The organism is Herbidospora sakaeratensis (assembly GCF_001570525.1).
GTDB lineage: Bacteria > Actinomycetota > Actinomycetes > Streptosporangiales > Streptosporangiaceae > Herbidospora > Herbidospora sakaeratensis.
Genome location: NZ_BBXC01000012.1, coordinates 112696 through 128854 on the forward strand (window position 1 = coordinate 112696; position 16159 = coordinate 128854).

Sequence of the window (16159 nt, forward strand, 5' to 3'; positions counted from 1 at the left end):
AGCTTCGCCTGGTCGGCCCTACGGCGCGGGCACCCGCCGATGCGGCGCGTCGTTCCAGATCAGCGGCTCTTTCCGGCACGGCTGCCTGGCCCGGCGCGAACTCAGCGGAAGGCCGCCGCGTTCTCGGCAACCCAGTCGGCGAAGGTGCGGGCCGGGTGGCCCGTCACCTCCTCCACCGTCGGCAGGACCGTGCGGCCCTGGATCGGCGGGTCGGTGCGGACCTGGAGCATGAAGGCGACGTCCTCCGCGCCGAAGCCCCACGACGTCCAGACCGCGACCATCTCGTCGGCGGTCAGTTCCTCGAAGCGGATCTCGCGGTCGAGCACCTTCGACAACACCGCCACCTTCTCCGGGGCGGTCAGCGCCTCGGGGCCGGTGAGCCAGTACTCCCTGCCCTGGTGGCCGTCCTCCGTCAGGGCGCGGGCGGCGACGTCGGCGATGTCCGACTCGTGGATCATCGAGCTCGGCATGGTGGCGAAGCCGTCGCGGACCACGCCGTCCGCTTTGATCGAGTCGGCCCATTCCAGCACGTTCGACATGAACTCGACCGGGGCCAGGCAGGTCGGGCGCAGGCCCGCCGCGCGGAGGGCCTGTTCCAGCGGGTCGGCGGTGAGGGAGCCCTGCAGCAGGGTCACCCGGGTCAGGCCGCGGGCCGCCTCGGCGATGGCGGCCGGGTCGCCCGCGAAGGTGATGAGGTGGGCCGCCGTCACGCCGTCGAAGAGGCCCGAGGGGTTCGCCAGGTCGCCCTGCACGACGTCCACCCCTTCCGGCAGGGCCGCCCGCGCGGGGTCGCGGGTGAGCGCGACGACCTCGTGGCCCTCCGCGAGGAGCCGGTTCACCAGGGGGCGGCCGACGTTGCCGGTGGCGCCCGTCACCAGGATGCGTGTCATGCCGCCGACCCTAGGAACCCATGCGGTCAGTTCGTGACCTCAGATCGACTCGGCCCGCCCTTTGCGCCAGTAGCCCATGAACGCCACCGCCTTCCGGTCGAGCCCGCGCTCGCCGACCAGGTGCCGCCGCAGCGTCTTGACCACCGCGGCCTCCCCGGCCAGCCACACGGAACAGGCCGCCGGGGGCGTCTCGGGGATCTCCCACAGGATGTCCTCGTCGACGTCGACGTCCTCCACCTGCGCAGGGGCGGCCGGCGGGATGAGCCGCGCCGCCGCCGCCCTGACCTCGTCGATCAGCAGCGAGCCGTGGACGGCGCCGTTCCTCGGCAGCCAGGTGACCCGCATCCCGGCGGGCGCGGTCTCCTTCTGTACGTCCGCCGTCTCCGGCACCTCCAGCAGCGCCTCGCCGGTGGTGTCCGGAGGGAGCTGCTCCAGGATCCTGGTGATCGCCGGGACCGCCGTCTCGTCGCCCGCGAGCAGCAGGTTGCCGCCGTCGGCGGGCAGCTTGAACTCCAGCCCGCCGTAGGGGCCGCCGTGCCGGGAGTCGGGCCCCCACAGGGCGCACCGGTCGTCCTCCTGGACGTCGGCGGCCCACCGCGCGGCCGGGCCGAGGTGGCCGTCGTCGGCGTGCAGGACGACGTCGACGTCCACCTCCGCGACCGAGGGGCGGACGGCGCGCACGGTGTAGGTCCTGATCGGGTTCTTCTGGTCGTCGGGCAGGGCGCAGTAGCGGGCGTACCAGTCGGGGCCGTCGGGGAACAGCAGCGTGCCGTACTCGGGGATCGGGACGACCAGTTTGATGCGCTGGTCGTAGCCGGGGTCGGCGAAGTGCGCCAGGTCGTCGCCGGTGAAGGTGACGCGCAGGAACGCCGGGCTCAGCCGTTCGACGCGGCGGACGCGCACCTGGAAGACGTGCCACGGGTCGTGCATGTCAGGACTCCTGTCCCGCTCGTGACCGCCACAGCAGCCAGACGAAATACGGTGTGCCGAGCATGGCCGTGACCAGCCCGGCGGGGATCTGGGCGGGGGCGATGACCGTCCGGCCCAGGGTGTCGGCGAGGCTGACCAGCAGCGCGCCCAGCAGGGCGGCGACCGGCAGCACCCGGGTGTGCCTGCCGCCCACGAGCGCGCGGGCGGCGTGCGGGGCGACGAGCCCGACGAAGCCGACCACGCCGATCGCCGAGACGGCGGTCGCGGTCAGCAGCACCGCGCCCGCCAGGGCGGTGAGGCGGGCCGGTTCGACCGGCACCCCCAGGATGCGCGGGGTGTGCTCGTCGAGCGAGAGCAGGTCGAGCTCCCGGCGCTGCGCGACCGCCAGCGGCGTCACGATCGCCAGGGCGATCGCCACCGGCAGCAGTTGCAGCGGGACGCGGCCATAGGTCGAGCCGGACAACCAGGTCAGCGCCATGGCGGTGTTCCAGGGGTCGGTCTCCACGATGATCAGCACGGTCAGCGCCGTGCCGGCCGAGGCGACCGCGAAGCCCATCAGCACCAGCCGGTCGGAGCTCAGCCCGCCCTTCCACGCCAGGCCGTAGACCAGCGCGAACGACACCAGCGCGCCGAGCCCGGCGGCGCCGGTGACGGCCCACAACCCGGCCGCCGGGGCGAACGAGATGATCGAGATCGCGCCGACGCCCGCGCCCGAGGTGATGCCGAGCACGCTCGGCTCGGCCAGCGGGTTGCGGCAGACGGCCTGGATGATCGTGCCGGCCACCGCGAGCGCGGCCCCGGCGAGCACCGCTGCCAGCACCCGGGGATACCGCTGGTCGAGCACGAACGTGATGCCCATGCCGGTGCGCCCCTGCAACCACAACCCCACGTCGCCGGTCCGCAGGAAGGTGTCGCCGAGGAGCATGCCGAGCACGACGGCCCCGGCGAGCAGGACCGTACCGCAGGCCAGGAAGAGGGTGAAGACGGCGCGCGACCGGTGGGCGGCGGCCCGGATGCCGGGCGGACGGCGGGCCGGCCCGCCGTCGCGGTGCCGCCGCGCCAGGTAGACCATGACCGCCGCGCCGACCAGCGCCGTCACGACGCCGGGCGGCACGTCGACCCCCGACTGGCCGCCGAACAGTGCCCGCAGCGACACGTCGGCGGCCAGCACCACCAGCACTCCGGCCAGGCCGGAGAGTGGGACCAGGGTCCGGTGGGCCAGCAGGCCGGGCGACCACCGCCCGGCCAGCCGGACGACCACCGGCGCGCACAACCCGACGAACCCGACCGGCCCGGCGATCACCACGGCAGCCGTGGCCAGCAGCACGGCGAGCAGGGTCACTCCGAACCGCAACCGGCGCACGTTCACGCCGAGCACGGTCGCGCCCTCGTCGCCGAGGCCGAGCACGTCGAGCCGGGGCCCGACGAGGACCCCGGCGGCCAGCGCGACGACGATGATCGGCCCGACCTGCGTGACGACCGACAGGTCCTTCTGCGTCAGCGCGCCCGAACCCCAGGCGTACAGGCCCGTCGTCTCCTGCTGGAACAGGATCATCATCAGGTTCGTCAGCGCGGTGAACGCCAGCGCGGCGGCCGATCCGGCCAGGATCAGCCGGGTGGTGCCGCTGCGCCCGCCCGCCGACACGGCCATGACGAGCCCGGCCGCCGCGAGGCCGCCGAGGAAGGCCAGCCCGCCCGACGGCAGGGTCGGCAGGTTGACGCCCAGCGCGGCGGCGGCCACCACGGCGAGGTAGGCGCCGGAGGAGACAGCCAGGGTGTCGGGTGAGGCGAGCGGGTTGCGCGAGATCGACTGGAGCAGCGCCCCGGAGGCGCCGAGCGCCAGCCCGACCGCGACCGCGGCCAGCAGGCGCGGCAGCCGGGAGGCCAGCAGCACGCGCATGGCCTCGTCGCCGGTGTCGAGCAGGTCGAACAGGCCGACCGACGAGGTGCCCTGGGTGAGGTGCACCGCCGCGACCACGACGATCGCGGCGACGGCGGCGGCGAAGACGCCCGCCACCCCGAGTCGCGGGGCGGCGGGGGTCACGACGGTGGTGGTCAAGCCGTGTAGGCCTTCACGAGCGCGTCGGCGTACTGGGCCACCGAGAGGGGGCCGCCGAACGTCCAGATGCCGTTGGGCAACTTGGTGACCTGGCCGCTCTTGACGAAGGGCAGGGAGGTCCAGATCGCGTTGTTCTTCAGGTCGTCGGCGAAGACGTCGAGGCCGTCGCTGGCGTTGTAGAAGAAGCGGATCTTCTCGTCCTTCAGCGGGCTCAGGCCCTCGACGTCGGTGGTGCCCAGGCCCCAGTCGGGGTCGACCTCGCCGGTCCAGGCGTTGCGCAGGCCGATGGCCTCGGCGGTCTCGGCGACCAGGGCGCCCTTGCCGAACATCCGGATCGACACGCTGCCGCCCTCGGACCAGCCGTCGGCCATCGCGAACGCGCTGCCGGCGTGCCCGGCGGCCTCGAGGGCCGACTTCGCGGCGGCGAACTTCGTGTCCATGTCGGCGAGCAGCCGGTCGGCCTCGGCCTCCTTGCCGACGGCGGTCGCGATCATCTTCAGGTCGGCGCGCATGCGGCCGAGGTTGTCGGTGGCCGAGGAACCCTTGGGCACCAGCACCGGGACGAACTTCTCCAGCTGCGCCACCAGCGGGCTGTTGGCCGCGGCCTCCATCACGATCAGGTCGGGCTGCAGGGCCACGATCGAGTCGACGCTCGGCTCGCCCCGGGTGCCGACGTCCTTGACCGACGGGTCGAGCGGCGCGGCGGTCACCCAGGTGGCGTATCCCTTGACGTCGGCCGCGCCGACCGGCATCACGCCGAGGCCGACGAGCATCTCGATCTCGCCCCACTCCAGGCCGACCACGCGGGTGGCGGGCTTGGCCAGCGTGACCTCGCGGCCGAGGCCGTCGGTGACGGTGATCGCCTGGGCCTGGCTCTCGGAGGCGGTGGGGGCGGGGGCTGCGGCGGGCTCGGTCGTGCCGCACGCGCCCAATCCCAGGACGGCGGCGATGAGGAGCGCGGTGCGCAGGGGCTTCATTGAACGTCTTCCTTAAATGGTGCTTCTCGAATGACGGCCGACCGGACGGGTCCGGATCGTCGCGCCGTCGTGGGTCACTTCGACCCGGATGCCGTAGGCCTCGGTGAGAAGGGCCTCGGTGAGGACCTCGGCGGGGGAGCCGACGGCCTTGATCCGGCCGCCGTGCAGCAGCACGACCTCGTCGGCGAGGGCGGCGGCCTGGTCGAGGTCGTGCAGCACGACGCCGATGGCGACGTCGTGGTGGTCGGCCAGATCGCGGACCAGGTCGAGCAGTTCGACCTGGTAGCGCAGGTCGAGGAAGGTCGTGGGCTCGTCGAGCAGCAGCACGCCGGTCTGCTGCGCCAGGCAGGTGGCCAGCCAGACCCGCTGGAGTTCGCCGCCGGACAGTTCGTCGGCGGGGCGGTCGGCCATCGTGGTCGTCCCGGTCAGGTCCATGGCCCGCGCCACCGCCGCCGCGCCCTCGGCGTCGCCGGCGCGCCAGCGGCCCCGGTGGGGATGGCGGCCGTACGCCACCACGTCCCGCACCAGCACGCCCGAAGGCGTCGGCCGTGACTGGGAGAGCAGGGTGACCTTCCTGGCGAACTCGCGGGGGGCGAGGTCGAAGACCGAGGTGTCGTCGCCGAGCCGTACGGAACCGGAAACGGGCTCGTGGAGCCGGGCCAGCGCGCGCAGCAGGGTCGACTTGCCGCTGCCGTTGGGGCCGACGAGCGCGGTCACCCGGCCGGGGCGCAGCACGATCCCGGCGTCGTGGACGACGGGAGCGCCTTGGTAAGCGAGGGACAGGCCGGAGCCGCGCAACGCGAGAGTTTCGGTCACGTGGACTTAGGTTAGGCTAACCTTCGCCAACCTTCAATATCGGGTAAAAAGGACACCCCCGTTAGAACCCCACCCCTGGTGGCAGACTCCCCGCCATGGAGCGCCACGAGTCCGACGGATTCCTGATCATCCCGTTCGCCTCCGCCGAGGCGTTCGAAGACTGGCTGGAGAAGAACCACGCCCACGAGCCCGGCCTGTGGCTGAAGTTCGCGAAGAAGGGGCGCGGGATCCCGACGATCACCTTCGAGGAGGCCCTGGAGAGCTCGTCGTGTTACGGCTGGGTCGACTCGAAGATGTACCGCTACGACGACGACTACTACATCCTCCGCTACCAGCCGAGGAAGAAGACCTCCAAGTGGTCGCCGCGCAACAGCGACCTGGCCCAGCGGCTCATCGACGAGGGCCGGATGCGCCCCGCCGGGCAGGCCCAGGTCGACCAGGCCAAGGCCGACGGCCGCTGGTCGGGCACCAAGGGCTGACCCGGCTCGGCGGCCCTCATCGGATCGCGGTGAGCACGCAGTCGCCGCAGATGCCGCCCACCCGGTAGTGGAGACAGCACGACCGGCGGACGCCCCGCCGGTCGAGCGTGCCGGTCAGCGGCCCGTCGTTCAGGTACTCGCGCCGCAGTTCCTCGGCCTTGGACGCCTGCCACGGCCGCGCCCGGGAGAACGCGCCCACCGCGCCCGTCAGCGCCGAGGCCGCGTTGCCGTAGAGGACCTTGGGCGACACCCACGGCAGCGCCGCCACCAGCGGTTCGAGGGCGAACCTCGGCCCTTCGCGCAGCTCCGGCACCCGCACCCCGTCGTCGTCCCAGCACGCCTCGGCCAGGTCGATCGAGATGCCGTGGGCGGCCCGGAGGGCGACGTACGGGGACCACAACCGCGCCAGCGCCCCCTGGAACAGGATGGACGCCGCCGCCCTGCGGTCGAGGGTGAGCAGCCGTTTCGCCGTCGCGTCGATCACCGCGTCGTCGGCCAGCCGCTCCACGAGCGGGACCCCGCCGCCGACGCCGAGCGCGAAGAACGCGTTCACCCCGGCCACGTCGGCGACGGCGGCCTCGATGGTCGTCATTCCGCCGATTATCGGTCAGATGTAGGTGACCGTGCAGGGCACTCCGTTGAGCGTGATGCCGGTCGGGTTCGTGTAGGTCCCGGTGAACGTGGCCACGAAGCCGAGGGCCGCCGAGGTGGTTCCCGGGGCGATCGACGTGGCCCAGACGGGGTTGGCCGCCTGGAGGCTCGGGGGCGTCTGGGTCCAGGTGGCCGACCACCCGGAGCTCATCGTCTCGTTCCCGGCGAAGACGATCTGCAGCAGCCAGGGCGAGAAGGCAGACGTGCCGGTGTTCTCGATGGTGATGGACGTGACGAAGCCGCCGGTCCAGACGGTGGCGTCGTAGGTGACGTCGCAGGAGTACGACATCGCGTGGGCGGGAGCGGAGGTGCCGAGCACGAGTGCGGCGGCGACGGCGAGGGCGGTCAGGATCCTCATGCGCGGATGGTCTGCCGAGGACCGTTCCCGGTCAACGAAACAGCACGTCACCGCAGCTCAGCGCGATGAATCTTTCACATGCCAGGGCCGGTCGGGCCGGGTCGGCGTGGCAGTGCCGGCCACCCGCACGGCGTAGAGGTGGTCGCCGACGACGCCGAGGTAGTCGTGGCCGGTCAGGTGGCACCAGGCTGGCAGGTCGATGGGCGCGGCCGGGTCGGTCGCGCGCAGGTGCACGACCGCCCCCGGGTCGAGCGACTCGACGAGCCCGCGCAACTCGATCAGGAGCAGCACGCAGCGGCGGTCGCCGCCGTCGAGCACCACCGGTTCGTTGGCCATGGGACAAGTCTCCCCCAACCAGGTCAAGCGAGGGGGTGGCGGGATCGGGCCTTAGTCCGTACATGAACGGGATTTTCGGTAGCAAAACGGGGCAAATGCCGTATTGCTAGCGTGGCCCGGGTCCAGTCGATGTCAGGGGGGACGATATGGGCAAGGTCACCGTCGGCCGGGAGAACAGCGACACGATCGACATCCACTTCGAAGACCACGGCTCCGGACGGCCGGTCGTGCTGATCCACGGCTACCCGCTCAACGGCGCGTCCTGGGAGAAGCAGCAGCGCGTGCTGCTCGACGCCGGCTTCCGGGTGATCACCTACGACCGGCGCGGCTGGGGCAAGTCGAGCCAGCCGACCCAGGGCCACGACTACGACACCTTCGCCCACGACCTCAAGATCCTCCTCGACCACCTCGACCTGCCCGAAGTCGACCTCGTCGGCTTCTCGATGGGCACCGGGGAGGTCACCCGCTACCTGGCCAGATACGGCAACGCCCGGATCCGCCGCGCGGTCCTGCTGGGCGCGATCCCGCCGTTCCTGCTCAAGACGGCCGACAACCCCGAAGGCGTCGACCGGTCGGTCTTCGACGGCATCAAGGAGGCGGTCGTGCACGACCGCCCCGCCTACTTCCGGAAGTTCCTGGACGACTTCTTCAACGTCGACATGTACGAGGGCACCCGCATCAGCCGGGAGGCCTACCAGAACTGCTTCATCGCGGCCTGCCTGGGGAGTTCGTACTCGGCGTACAAGTGCGTCGACTCCTGGCTGGAGGACTTCCGCGACGACCTGCCGAAGATCGACGTGCCGGTCCTGCTGGTCCACGGCGACCAGGACCGCATCCTGCCCTACGCCAGCACGGCCGCCCGCCTGCCCGGCCTGATCAAGGACCTGACCTTCGTCACCGTCGAGGGCGGCCCCCACAACATCGGCTGGACGCACGCCGAAGAGGTCAACAAGGAGCTGCTGGACTTCCTGGAGCGCTAGGGCTTGCAGCCGCCCGCAAGGCGGGCCCAAGAGGGCCGCCCGACGCTTGGCCTCATGAGCTCACGCCTGTTCAGAGGACTCGCCGCGGCGGCCCTCCTCGTGTCCGCGGTCTTACCCGCGAGCCCCGCGTACGCGGCCCCCGCCCCGTATGTGCGGATCATCCTCGACTCGATCGTCGCCCACTCGACCCAGGAGGGCGGCTGGGACGAGATCAGACTCAAGGTCAAGGGGCCGGGGATCGTCCCGCTCTTCAGCCGCACGGTCCAGATCTGGCCGGCCAACGAGTGGTATCCGCCGGTGGGCATCAGGACCGGCGTCTGCTACAGCCCCGACGACGTCGCCTGCCCACCGGGGATGCCGGTCCAGACGAACGGCGGCGGCACCCCGAACCGTCCGGCGTTCCCCGCCAACGGCGGGCTCGCCCACATCGACCTGTGGGAGATCGACGACTTCGACCCCGACGACCTGATCCTGGGCGGCTCGGTCCTGCTGACCCCGAGAGAGGGCTTCTCCCGCCAGACGATCCGCATGCGAACCGGCGACGCCGACTACGAGGTCACCTTCACCATCGCCCCGAGCGAGACCCCGCTCTGAGGTCTCCTGACGGTGTGGAACGCCTCGGGACGGCTCCGGCGCCGCCCCGAGGCGGGTCTGTGTGGTGTGGTCACGCGGCGGCGTGGGGGGCCGGTCGGGCGGCGGCCGCCTGGGGGTCGACGACGATGCCCGGCACGCCGATGTCCCTGAGGAGGGCGCGCAGGGCCGGTTCGCAGAGCCTGATCCAGGGCTGGTCCTCGCCGAGCACGAGCGCGAGCCGGACCGGAGAGGTGAAGGCCACCGCCGTGCGGGCTCCCTCGGGGGTGCGGAACACCCGGAGAGCGTCGGCGCAGCCGGTCTTCCGGACCGGCACGAATAGCGGCACGTCCATCGTCGTTTTCCCTTCCACGTTCACGGCATCGACGTTAGGGGCCGGAGAAAGGCCGTGAGGCTTTCCCTACGGCGATCCGACGGGTCCGCCGCCGATGCTGACGCCGTTTTGACGCGTAGTCATCGCGTCAACAGGGCGTAGGAATGGCATCAATACGGCCCGGCGGGGTCCCTCTCGCTTGTTGAATATGAGCGAAAGGGGGCGGGAGAATGGTTTCTCGGCGCACCACGTCATTGGAGTTGCTGATTCCGGGCGCGGCCGTGCTGGCGGTCGGGGCGGTGGTCGTGGTGGCCGTGGCCGTCCCCGACGTGTCGGAACGGGTCGCGGCCATGGCCGGGCTGACGGCGGCGATCGGGCTGGCCGTGCGGCGGCCGGTGGCCGCCGGGGCGGCCGGGGTGATCGGCTGGTTCCTGACGACGGGGTTCCTGGTGAACGGGCTCGGCGAGCTGACGTTCACGACGGCCGACTGGTCGCGGCTGGGCCTGCTGACCGGGGCCGGGCTGGTGGGGGCGGCGATGCGGCTGCCGATGCCGCTGCGGGCGTCCGGACGGGTTCCCGTCGTCACTGCATATCGGCCTATCAGCCGATTTGCGCACCATAAGACTTTGTCCTGAATTAGCGTTCGCCGGGGCTGGCGTCAGAATCCATGCGGGTATTTTCCGGGCCGGACACCTCAATGGTGTTCGGTCATTTTGGAATTACAACTCATATGGAAGTGCATATGCACCCACGTGCCAACAAATGGAGTATGGGGCTGACGGGCGTACTCGCCGCCGCCCTGGTCACCTTCTCCGGGGCGGCCGCCTCGGCGCAGGTCAACCCCATCGACCCCCCCGTCCAGCCGGCCCCGGCCGCCAAGAACATCCCGGGCACGGCCGGCGCCGAGAAGTCGGCCAAGAAACCCGCCCGCGCCGCCGCCAAGAAGGCCGTCGCCATCTGGGGCGCCGCCCCGGCGACCTCGTCAGCCAAGAACGACGACCCGGTCCCGCCCGCCAAGCCCGCCAAGCCCGGGGTCCCGGCCGCGCAGACCAAGCCCGCCAAGCCCGCCGCTCCGGCCGCGCAGGCCAAGCCCGCCGCTCCGGCCGCGCAGGCCAAGCCCGCCGCTCCGGCCGCGCAGGCCAAGCCCGCCGCTCCGGCCGCGCAGGCCAAGCCCGCCGCTCCGGTTGCTCCGGCCAAGCCTGCGGCACTGCTCGTGCAGGCCAAGTCGGCCGCTCCGGTTGCACCCGCTGCTTCGGCCGAGCTCGCTCCCGCCAAGGCGGCTGTTCCGGCCAAGCCCGCGGCTGCGAAGCCTGCCGCCGCTGCCAAGCCTGCGGCTCCGGTCAGCGCGGCCGCGCCGGTCGAGCCTGCGGCTTCGGCCAAGGCGGCGGCTCCGGTCGAGCCTGCCGCCCCGGTCGAGGCTGCTGTTTCGGCTGAGGCTGCCGCTCCGGCGTCTGTTGAGGCTGCGGCGGTGGACGCCGTCGCCGTTCGGGCCGCGCTGGCCGAGAAGGTCGCCGCCAAGCGGGCCGAGGCGCTGCAGCGGGCCGCTGCCAAGCGGGCCGAGATGATGCAGAAGGCCGCTGCCAAGCGGGCCGCCATGATGCAGAGGCTGGCCGAGATGCGCGCCACCGCCGCGATCAAGGCCGCGCTGGTCGCGAAGGGCGCCGCTCCGATGGCGACGCTCGACGACCCGGCTGCCAAGGCCGCAGCTGAGAAGGCCGCCGCCCCGGCTCCGGTCGCGGAGGAGGCTAGTGCGCAGGGGCAGGGTGCGGCGCTGCTCGCCGGGGCCGCCGCCGCCACGCCGGCCGCCGTCGCGCTGACCGAGGCGGCCAAGGCCGAGGCGCAGCGCGCGGGGACTGCCGACCACCCGTGTTGCAAGGGTCCGCGCGGTCCGCGTGGCCCGATGGGTCCGGCCGGCCCTCCCGGACCGCCCGGGTTCCCCGGTGTTCCCGGCCCGATGGGTCCGCTGGGCGCGACCGGTCCGACCGGTCGGACCGGTCCGGCGGGTCCCGCTGGTCTGGCCGGTCCCGAGGGGGCGGTCGGTCCGGCCGGGGCGCCGGGGCTGAACGGTGAGGCGGGCCTGAACGGCGTCTCGGGTTACGAGGTCGTCGACGGGCTGCCCGTCACCTGCCAGCCGTTCGCCCAGTGCACCGCTCAGGTCGCCTGCCCGCTCGGCAAGCGTTCCGTCGGCGGCGGCTACTCGCTGGATCCGATCGGCCAGCCCGTGCTGAGCTCGGTCCCGGCCGCGTCGGGTCTCTCGTGGAGCGTGACCGTGTTCAACGGCGCCCTGCTGCCGCTGGTGACGGTCCCGCGGACGGTCTGCGTCTCCGCCCTCTAGGTCGGTCCGCCAGGACGAAACGCCGTCCCGCCTGGTGCGGGACGGCGTTTCGCCGTCTAACGGCCGACGTCGCGCCGCATCAGGTCGGCGGTCTCCTCGCGCCGGACGATCAGCCGCGCCGACCCGCTCCGCACGGCGACCACCGGAGGGCGGCACGTCAGGTTGTACGACGACCCCATCGCATGGTGGTAGGCCCCGGTCACCCGCACGACCACCAGGTCGCCGGGCCGGGCGTCACCGGCGGGCACGTCCTCGGCGATCACGTCGCCGGCCTCGCAGTGCCGCCCGACGATCGTCGCCGGCTCCCCGGAGCGGCCGGGCACCGAGACCGAGTACCGCGCGCCGTACAGCGCTGGCCGGGGGTTGTCGCTCATCCCGCCGTCGACCGCGACGAAGGTCCGGCCGCCCTGCCGCTTGACCGAGATCACCCGGTAGAGGGTCACGCCGGCGGCGGCCACGATGGCCCGGCCGGGCTCGACCACCAGCCGGGGTTCGGGCAGCCGCAGGTGGCGGCAGCGTTCGGCGATCACCTTGGGCACGGCGGCGCCGAAGTGCCCGAGGTCGAGGCCGTGTTCGTCGTCGAGGTAGGCGACGCCGTGGCCGCCGCCGAGGTCGAGTTCGGGCAGCGTGGTCGCGAACCGCTCCCGGACCATGGCCAGCTGGTCGACCATGATCTTGGCCGCCGCCTCGAACGGCGCGACCGAGGTGATCTGCGACCCGATGTGGCAGTGCAGCCCGGCCAGCCGCAACTCGGGCTGGCTCAGCACCCGCGCCACGGCGTCGGGGAGCTCGGCCAGCGGGATGCCGAACTTCTGCCCCTCGGAGCCGGTGCGGATCGCCGCGTGGCCCCCGGCGTCGATGCCGGGCGTGACCCGCAGGTAGACGTCCTGCCGCAGGGCGACGGGCACCAGCGCGGCCAGCCGGTGGATCTCGGCCACGTTGTCGATGACGACGCGCCCGACCCCGACGGCGTCGCGCAGTTCGGCGGGGGTCTTGGCGTTGCCGTGGAAGATGATCCGGGACGCGGGGAACCCGACCGACCGGGCGAGCGTGAGCTCTCCGCCGGAGCAGACGTCCAGGGAGAGCCCTTCTTCGGCCACCCACGACGCCATGGCCTGCGTGAGGAACGCCTTCCCGGCGTAGGCCACCGTCGCCGACGGCAACGCGGCGAGGTAGTCGCGGCAGCGGGCCCGGACGGCGTCCTCGTCCACGACGTACGCGGGGGTCCCGAATCGACGGGCGATATCAGCCAAATCCATAAATCGACACTAAGCACCCATAAAGCGATAAATGGGGATCTATATGTGGTCCTCGCGCCTTTCCTACGCCGTATTGACGGGGTCGTAACTGCCCACGCTCCACACGTGCCCTTCGGGGTCGCGGATCGTGTAGCCCCGGCCGCCGTAGTCCTCCGACCGCAGCTCCCGGATCACCTCCACGCCGGCCGCCTTCGCGATCTCGTACAGGGCGTCGATCTCCAGGTCGTCGACCACGACGTAGACGCTCGCGGGGCCGGTCACCACGTCGAGCCCGTGGCCGACGGAGCCCAGCATGACCATGCCGGTCCCCCGGCTGAGCTGGGCGTGGACGACCACGCCGTCGTCGGAGCGGTAGACCTCCGGCGAGGTGAACCCCAGCACGGCGGTCAGCCACGCGAGGGCCTTGTCGGCGTCGTGATAGCGGATCGTCGGAATCACTGTCATGGCGTACTTTTGCCCGCAAAGTCGTATGGACCTACCCCGGCCGGGCAAGGGGCGTGCGTATGGCGCTCTTCGACCGCCTCCACGACGCCCTGCGCGCCCACGTCGACGGCCAGGTCCGGTTCGACCGGGGGACCAGGGCGGCCTATTCGACCGACGCCTCCAACTATCGCGAGGTGCCGATCGGCGTGGTCGTACCGAGAACGATCGAGGACGCCGCCCTGGCGGTGGAGATCTGCGCCGACCACGACGTGCCCGTGGTGTCGCGGGGCGGCGGCACCAGCCTGGCCGGCCAGTGCTGCAACACCGCCGTGGTCGTCGACTGGTCGACGTACTGCACCCGGTTCCGGCAGCAGGACGACGGCTCCGTCGTCACCGAACCGGGCGCGGTCGTCGACGACCTCACCGCCGGCGGCCTGATGTTCGGCCCGAGACCGGCCACCCACAACCACTGCACCATCGGCGGCATGATCGGCAACGACGCCTGCGGCGCGACCGCGCAGGCGTACGGGAAGACCTCGGACAACGTCCACGACCTGGAGGTGCTCACCTACGAGGGCGCCCGTTTCTGGACCTCCGACCCGCCCGAGACGCTGCGCGCGGCCGTCGACGCCATCGCCGACGACCACGGCGACGCCGTCAGGGCCCGGTTTCCCAAGATCCCCCGCAGGGTCTCCGGCTACGGCCTCGACGCCCTGCTCCCCGAGAACGGCCGCGACCTGGCCAAGGCCCTGGTCGGCTCGGAGTCGACCCTGGTCACCGTGCTCCGCGCCCGGCTGAAGATGGTGCCCCGGCCGAGGGCGGGAGCGGCGGCGATCCTGGGCTTCCGCGACGTCTTCGAGGCCGCCGACGCCGCCCCGTCGATCGCGCCCTACGAACCGATCGCCCTGGAGGGCATGGACGACCGCCTGATCGGCCACGAACGTGCCCGCCGCCTCAACCTGGCCGCCATCGACCGGCTGCCGAAGGGCGGCGGCTGGCTGGTCGTCCAGTTCGGCGCCGACACCCCGGAGGAGGCCGCCGGCCTGGCCCGCGCGATGGCGGCCGACCTGGGCGTGCGGCCGGTGATCACGAACGACGTCGCCTCCGTGGCCGCCATCCGCGAGGCGGCCGTCGGGGCCACCGCGGGCGACGCCTGGCCCGGCTGGGAGGACTCGGCCGTGCCGCCGGAACGCCTCGGCGAGTACCTTCGCGACCTGCGACGGCTCCAGGAGGACCACGGCTACGGCGCGTCGTCCCTCTACGGCCACTTCGGCCACGGCTGCGTGCACACCCGGATGCCGTTCCGCCGCGACGACTACCGCGCCTTCGTCGAGGAGGCCGCCGACCTGGTCGTCTCCTACGGCGGCTCGTTCTCCGGCGAGCACGGCGACGGCCTGGCCAGGGGCGAGTTGTGGCCGAGGATGTTCGGCGACGAGGTCATGGCGGCGTTCATCCGCTTCAAGCGGCTGTTCGACCCCCGCAACCGGATGAACCCCGGCCGCCTGATCGACCCTGACCGGCTCGACGACCACCTGACCACCCGCCCGCCCGAGGCGGCGACCGTCTTCGCCTTCCGCGACGGCTTCGCCGCCGAGACGTTGGCCTGCGCCGGGGTCGGGGAGTGCCGCCGCGACACCGGCGGCGTGATGTGCCCGAGCTTCCGCGTCACCCGCGACGAGCAGCACTCCACCCGGGGCAGGGCCCGGCTGCTGGCCGAGATGCTCCGGGGCGAGGTGATCACCGGCGGCTGGCGGTCGGAGGAGGTCAGGGACGCCCTCGACCTGTGCCTGGCGTGCAAGGGATGCCGCTCCGACTGCCCCGTCCACGTCGACATGGCCACCTACAAGGCCGAGTTCCTGCACCACCACTACCAGGGCCGGATCCGCCCGTTGTCCCACTACGCCCTCGGCTGGCTCCCGCTGTGGGCGCGCTTCCCGCTGCTGCTGCGCGTCCCGAGGGTGCCCGGCCTGACGACCGAGCGCCCGCTGCCACGCCCGGCCCGGGTCCGCTTCAGCGACACCTTCCGGGCGCCGAAGCGCGGCCCGGAGGTGCTGCTGCTCCCCGACACCTTCACCGACAACTTCACCCCCCGGGTCGCGGTCGCCGCGACCCGGGTGCTCTCCCAGGCCGGTTTCTCGGTACGCGTCCCGCGCGCCCCCATCTGCTGCGGTCTCACCTGGATCTCCACCGGCCAGCTCGGCGTGGCCCGGCGGGTGCTGCGCAGAACCGCCCGCGTCCTGCGCGACGACCTCGACGCCGGCCTCCCGTTCGTCGGCCTCGAACCCTCCTGTACGGCCGTCCTCCGGTCGGACGCCCCCGAACTCCTCCCCGGCGACCCCGACATCAGACGGCTGGCCCACCGCACCAGGACCCTGGCCGAACTCCTCGACGACCACGACGTCGACCCGCCGCACCTCCCCGGGCGGGTCGTCACCCAGCCGCACTGCCACCAGCACGCGATCATGGGCGCCGACGCCGACCTCCGCGTCCTGCGCCGGACCGGCGCCGACGTCACCCAGCTCGACGCGGGCTGCTGCGGCCTGGCCGGGAACTTCGGCTTCGAGCCCGGCCACCACGACCTGGCGATGGCCGTCGGCGAACAGGCCCTCTTCCCGGCCCTCCGCGCGTCCGCAGGCGCCCGGGTCCTGGCCGACGGCTTCAGCTGCCGCACCCAGATCGAGCACGGCACCGGGATCCACGCCCTCCATCTGGCCGAGTTCCTGGCGTCTCAACCTTCCGGCCCCCGGCGGAGTCCATAGGAC

General features: G+C 72.5%; 17 protein-coding genes. 6 read left to right on the top strand and 11 right to left on the bottom strand.

Annotated elements, in window-relative coordinates:
- Positions 1–101: 101 nt before the first annotated feature.
- From AW271_RS19445 to AW271_RS19465, 5 genes are read right to left on the bottom strand one after another with little or no spacing between them, the layout of a single operon-like run.
- Entirely contained in the window at positions 102–890 is a 789-nt protein-coding gene (locus tag AW271_RS19445) for an SDR family oxidoreductase (RefSeq protein WP_062338798.1), read from the bottom strand.
- 39 nt (positions 891–929) lie between these two features.
- Positions 930–1820 carry a siderophore-interacting protein gene (locus tag AW271_RS19450; RefSeq protein ID WP_062338800.1) on the bottom strand — a complete coding sequence of 297 codons (891 nt, stop codon included), beginning with the start codon at positions 1818–1820 and terminating at the stop codon, positions 930–932.
- 1 nt (position 1821) lies between these two features.
- Positions 1822–3879 carry an iron ABC transporter permease gene (locus AW271_RS19455; protein WP_083976875.1) on the bottom strand — a complete coding sequence of 686 codons (2058 nt, stop codon included), beginning with the start codon at positions 3877–3879 and terminating at the stop codon, positions 1822–1824.
- Positions 3876–4856, bottom strand: coding sequence for an ABC transporter substrate-binding protein (locus AW271_RS19460; RefSeq protein WP_062338802.1), 981 nt, complete (start codon positions 4854–4856; stop codon positions 3876–3878). Before AW271_RS19460 ends, AW271_RS19455 begins: the two co-directional genes overlap by 4 nt.
- A gap of 12 nt (positions 4857–4868) precedes the next feature.
- Entirely contained in the window at positions 4869–5672 is an 804-nt protein-coding gene (locus tag AW271_RS19465) for an ABC transporter ATP-binding protein (protein ID WP_157554389.1), read from the bottom strand.
- Between the two features lie 95 nt (positions 5673–5767).
- Here AW271_RS19465 and AW271_RS19470 point away from each other — a divergent pair, with 95 nt between their 5' ends.
- Positions 5768–6151 (top strand): YdeI/OmpD-associated family protein, encoded by a 384-nt coding sequence (locus AW271_RS19470; RefSeq protein ID WP_062338804.1) that lies wholly within the window; start codon positions 5768–5770, stop codon positions 6149–6151.
- Positions 6152–6167: 16 nt separating this feature from the next.
- Here AW271_RS19470 and AW271_RS19475 read toward each other — a convergent pair whose 3' ends face one another.
- Genes AW271_RS19475 through AW271_RS19485 form a run of 3 tightly spaced genes read right to left on the bottom strand, consistent with a single transcriptional unit; the run spans position 6168 to position 7496 of the window.
- Entirely contained in the window at positions 6168–6743 is a 576-nt protein-coding gene (locus tag AW271_RS19475) for a (2Fe-2S)-binding protein (protein ID WP_062338806.1), read from the bottom strand.
- A gap of 15 nt (positions 6744–6758) precedes the next feature.
- Positions 6759–7160 carry a cellulose binding domain-containing protein gene (locus tag AW271_RS19480; protein WP_062338808.1) on the bottom strand — a complete coding sequence of 134 codons (402 nt, stop codon included), beginning with the start codon at positions 7158–7160 and terminating at the stop codon, positions 6759–6761.
- Positions 7161–7217: 57 nt separating this feature from the next.
- Positions 7218–7496 (bottom strand): sulfurtransferase TusA family protein, encoded by a 279-nt coding sequence (locus AW271_RS19485; RefSeq protein ID WP_062338810.1) that lies wholly within the window; start codon positions 7494–7496, stop codon positions 7218–7220.
- A gap of 146 nt (positions 7497–7642) precedes the next feature.
- On the opposite strand from AW271_RS19485, the gene AW271_RS19490 reads away from it, so the two are divergent.
- Complete coding sequence (locus AW271_RS19490; protein WP_062338812.1) at positions 7643–8476, top strand: alpha/beta fold hydrolase; 834 nt, start codon at positions 7643–7645, stop codon at positions 8474–8476.
- A 54-nt stretch (positions 8477–8530) separates the two neighbouring features.
- Entirely contained in the window at positions 8531–9070 is a 540-nt protein-coding gene (locus tag AW271_RS19495; RefSeq protein WP_062338814.1) for a hypothetical protein, read from the top strand.
- Positions 9071–9140: 70 nt separating this feature from the next.
- Here the strand turns inward: AW271_RS19495 and AW271_RS19500 are convergent, their stop codons facing one another.
- The gene (locus tag AW271_RS19500; RefSeq protein ID WP_169806365.1) at positions 9141–9425 is read right to left on the bottom strand and encodes an SAV_915 family protein; all 285 of its coding nucleotides are present in this window, start codon (positions 9423–9425) and stop codon (positions 9141–9143) included.
- Positions 9426–9610: 185 nt separating this feature from the next.
- Here AW271_RS19500 and AW271_RS19505 point away from each other — a divergent pair, with 185 nt between their 5' ends.
- Together AW271_RS19505 and AW271_RS42875 are read left to right on the top strand one after the other, a co-directional pair.
- Positions 9611–10015: a hypothetical protein gene (locus AW271_RS19505; protein ID WP_157554391.1), complete on the top strand. Its 405-nt coding sequence runs from the start codon at positions 9611–9613 to the stop codon at positions 10013–10015.
- Between the two features lie 134 nt (positions 10016–10149).
- Entirely contained in the window at positions 10150–11715 is a 1566-nt protein-coding gene (locus AW271_RS42875) for a collagen-like domain-containing protein (RefSeq protein WP_218008102.1), read from the top strand.
- 56 nt (positions 11716–11771) lie between these two features.
- Here AW271_RS42875 and lysA read toward each other — a convergent pair whose 3' ends face one another.
- Positions 11772–12974 carry a diaminopimelate decarboxylase gene (gene lysA, locus AW271_RS19520; RefSeq protein ID WP_062338822.1) on the bottom strand — a complete coding sequence of 401 codons (1203 nt, stop codon included), beginning with the start codon at positions 12972–12974 and terminating at the stop codon, positions 11772–11774.
- 63 nt (positions 12975–13037) lie between these two features.
- On the bottom strand, positions 13038–13418 hold the full coding sequence (locus AW271_RS19525) for a VOC family protein (RefSeq protein ID WP_062338823.1): 381 nt from the start codon (positions 13416–13418) through the stop codon (positions 13038–13040).
- 59 nt (positions 13419–13477) lie between these two features.
- On the opposite strand from AW271_RS19525, the gene AW271_RS19530 reads away from it, so the two are divergent.
- Positions 13478–16156: an FAD-binding and (Fe-S)-binding domain-containing protein gene (locus tag AW271_RS19530; protein ID WP_062338824.1), complete on the top strand. Its 2679-nt coding sequence runs from the start codon at positions 13478–13480 to the stop codon at positions 16154–16156.
- Positions 16157–16159 lie beyond the last annotated feature (3 nt).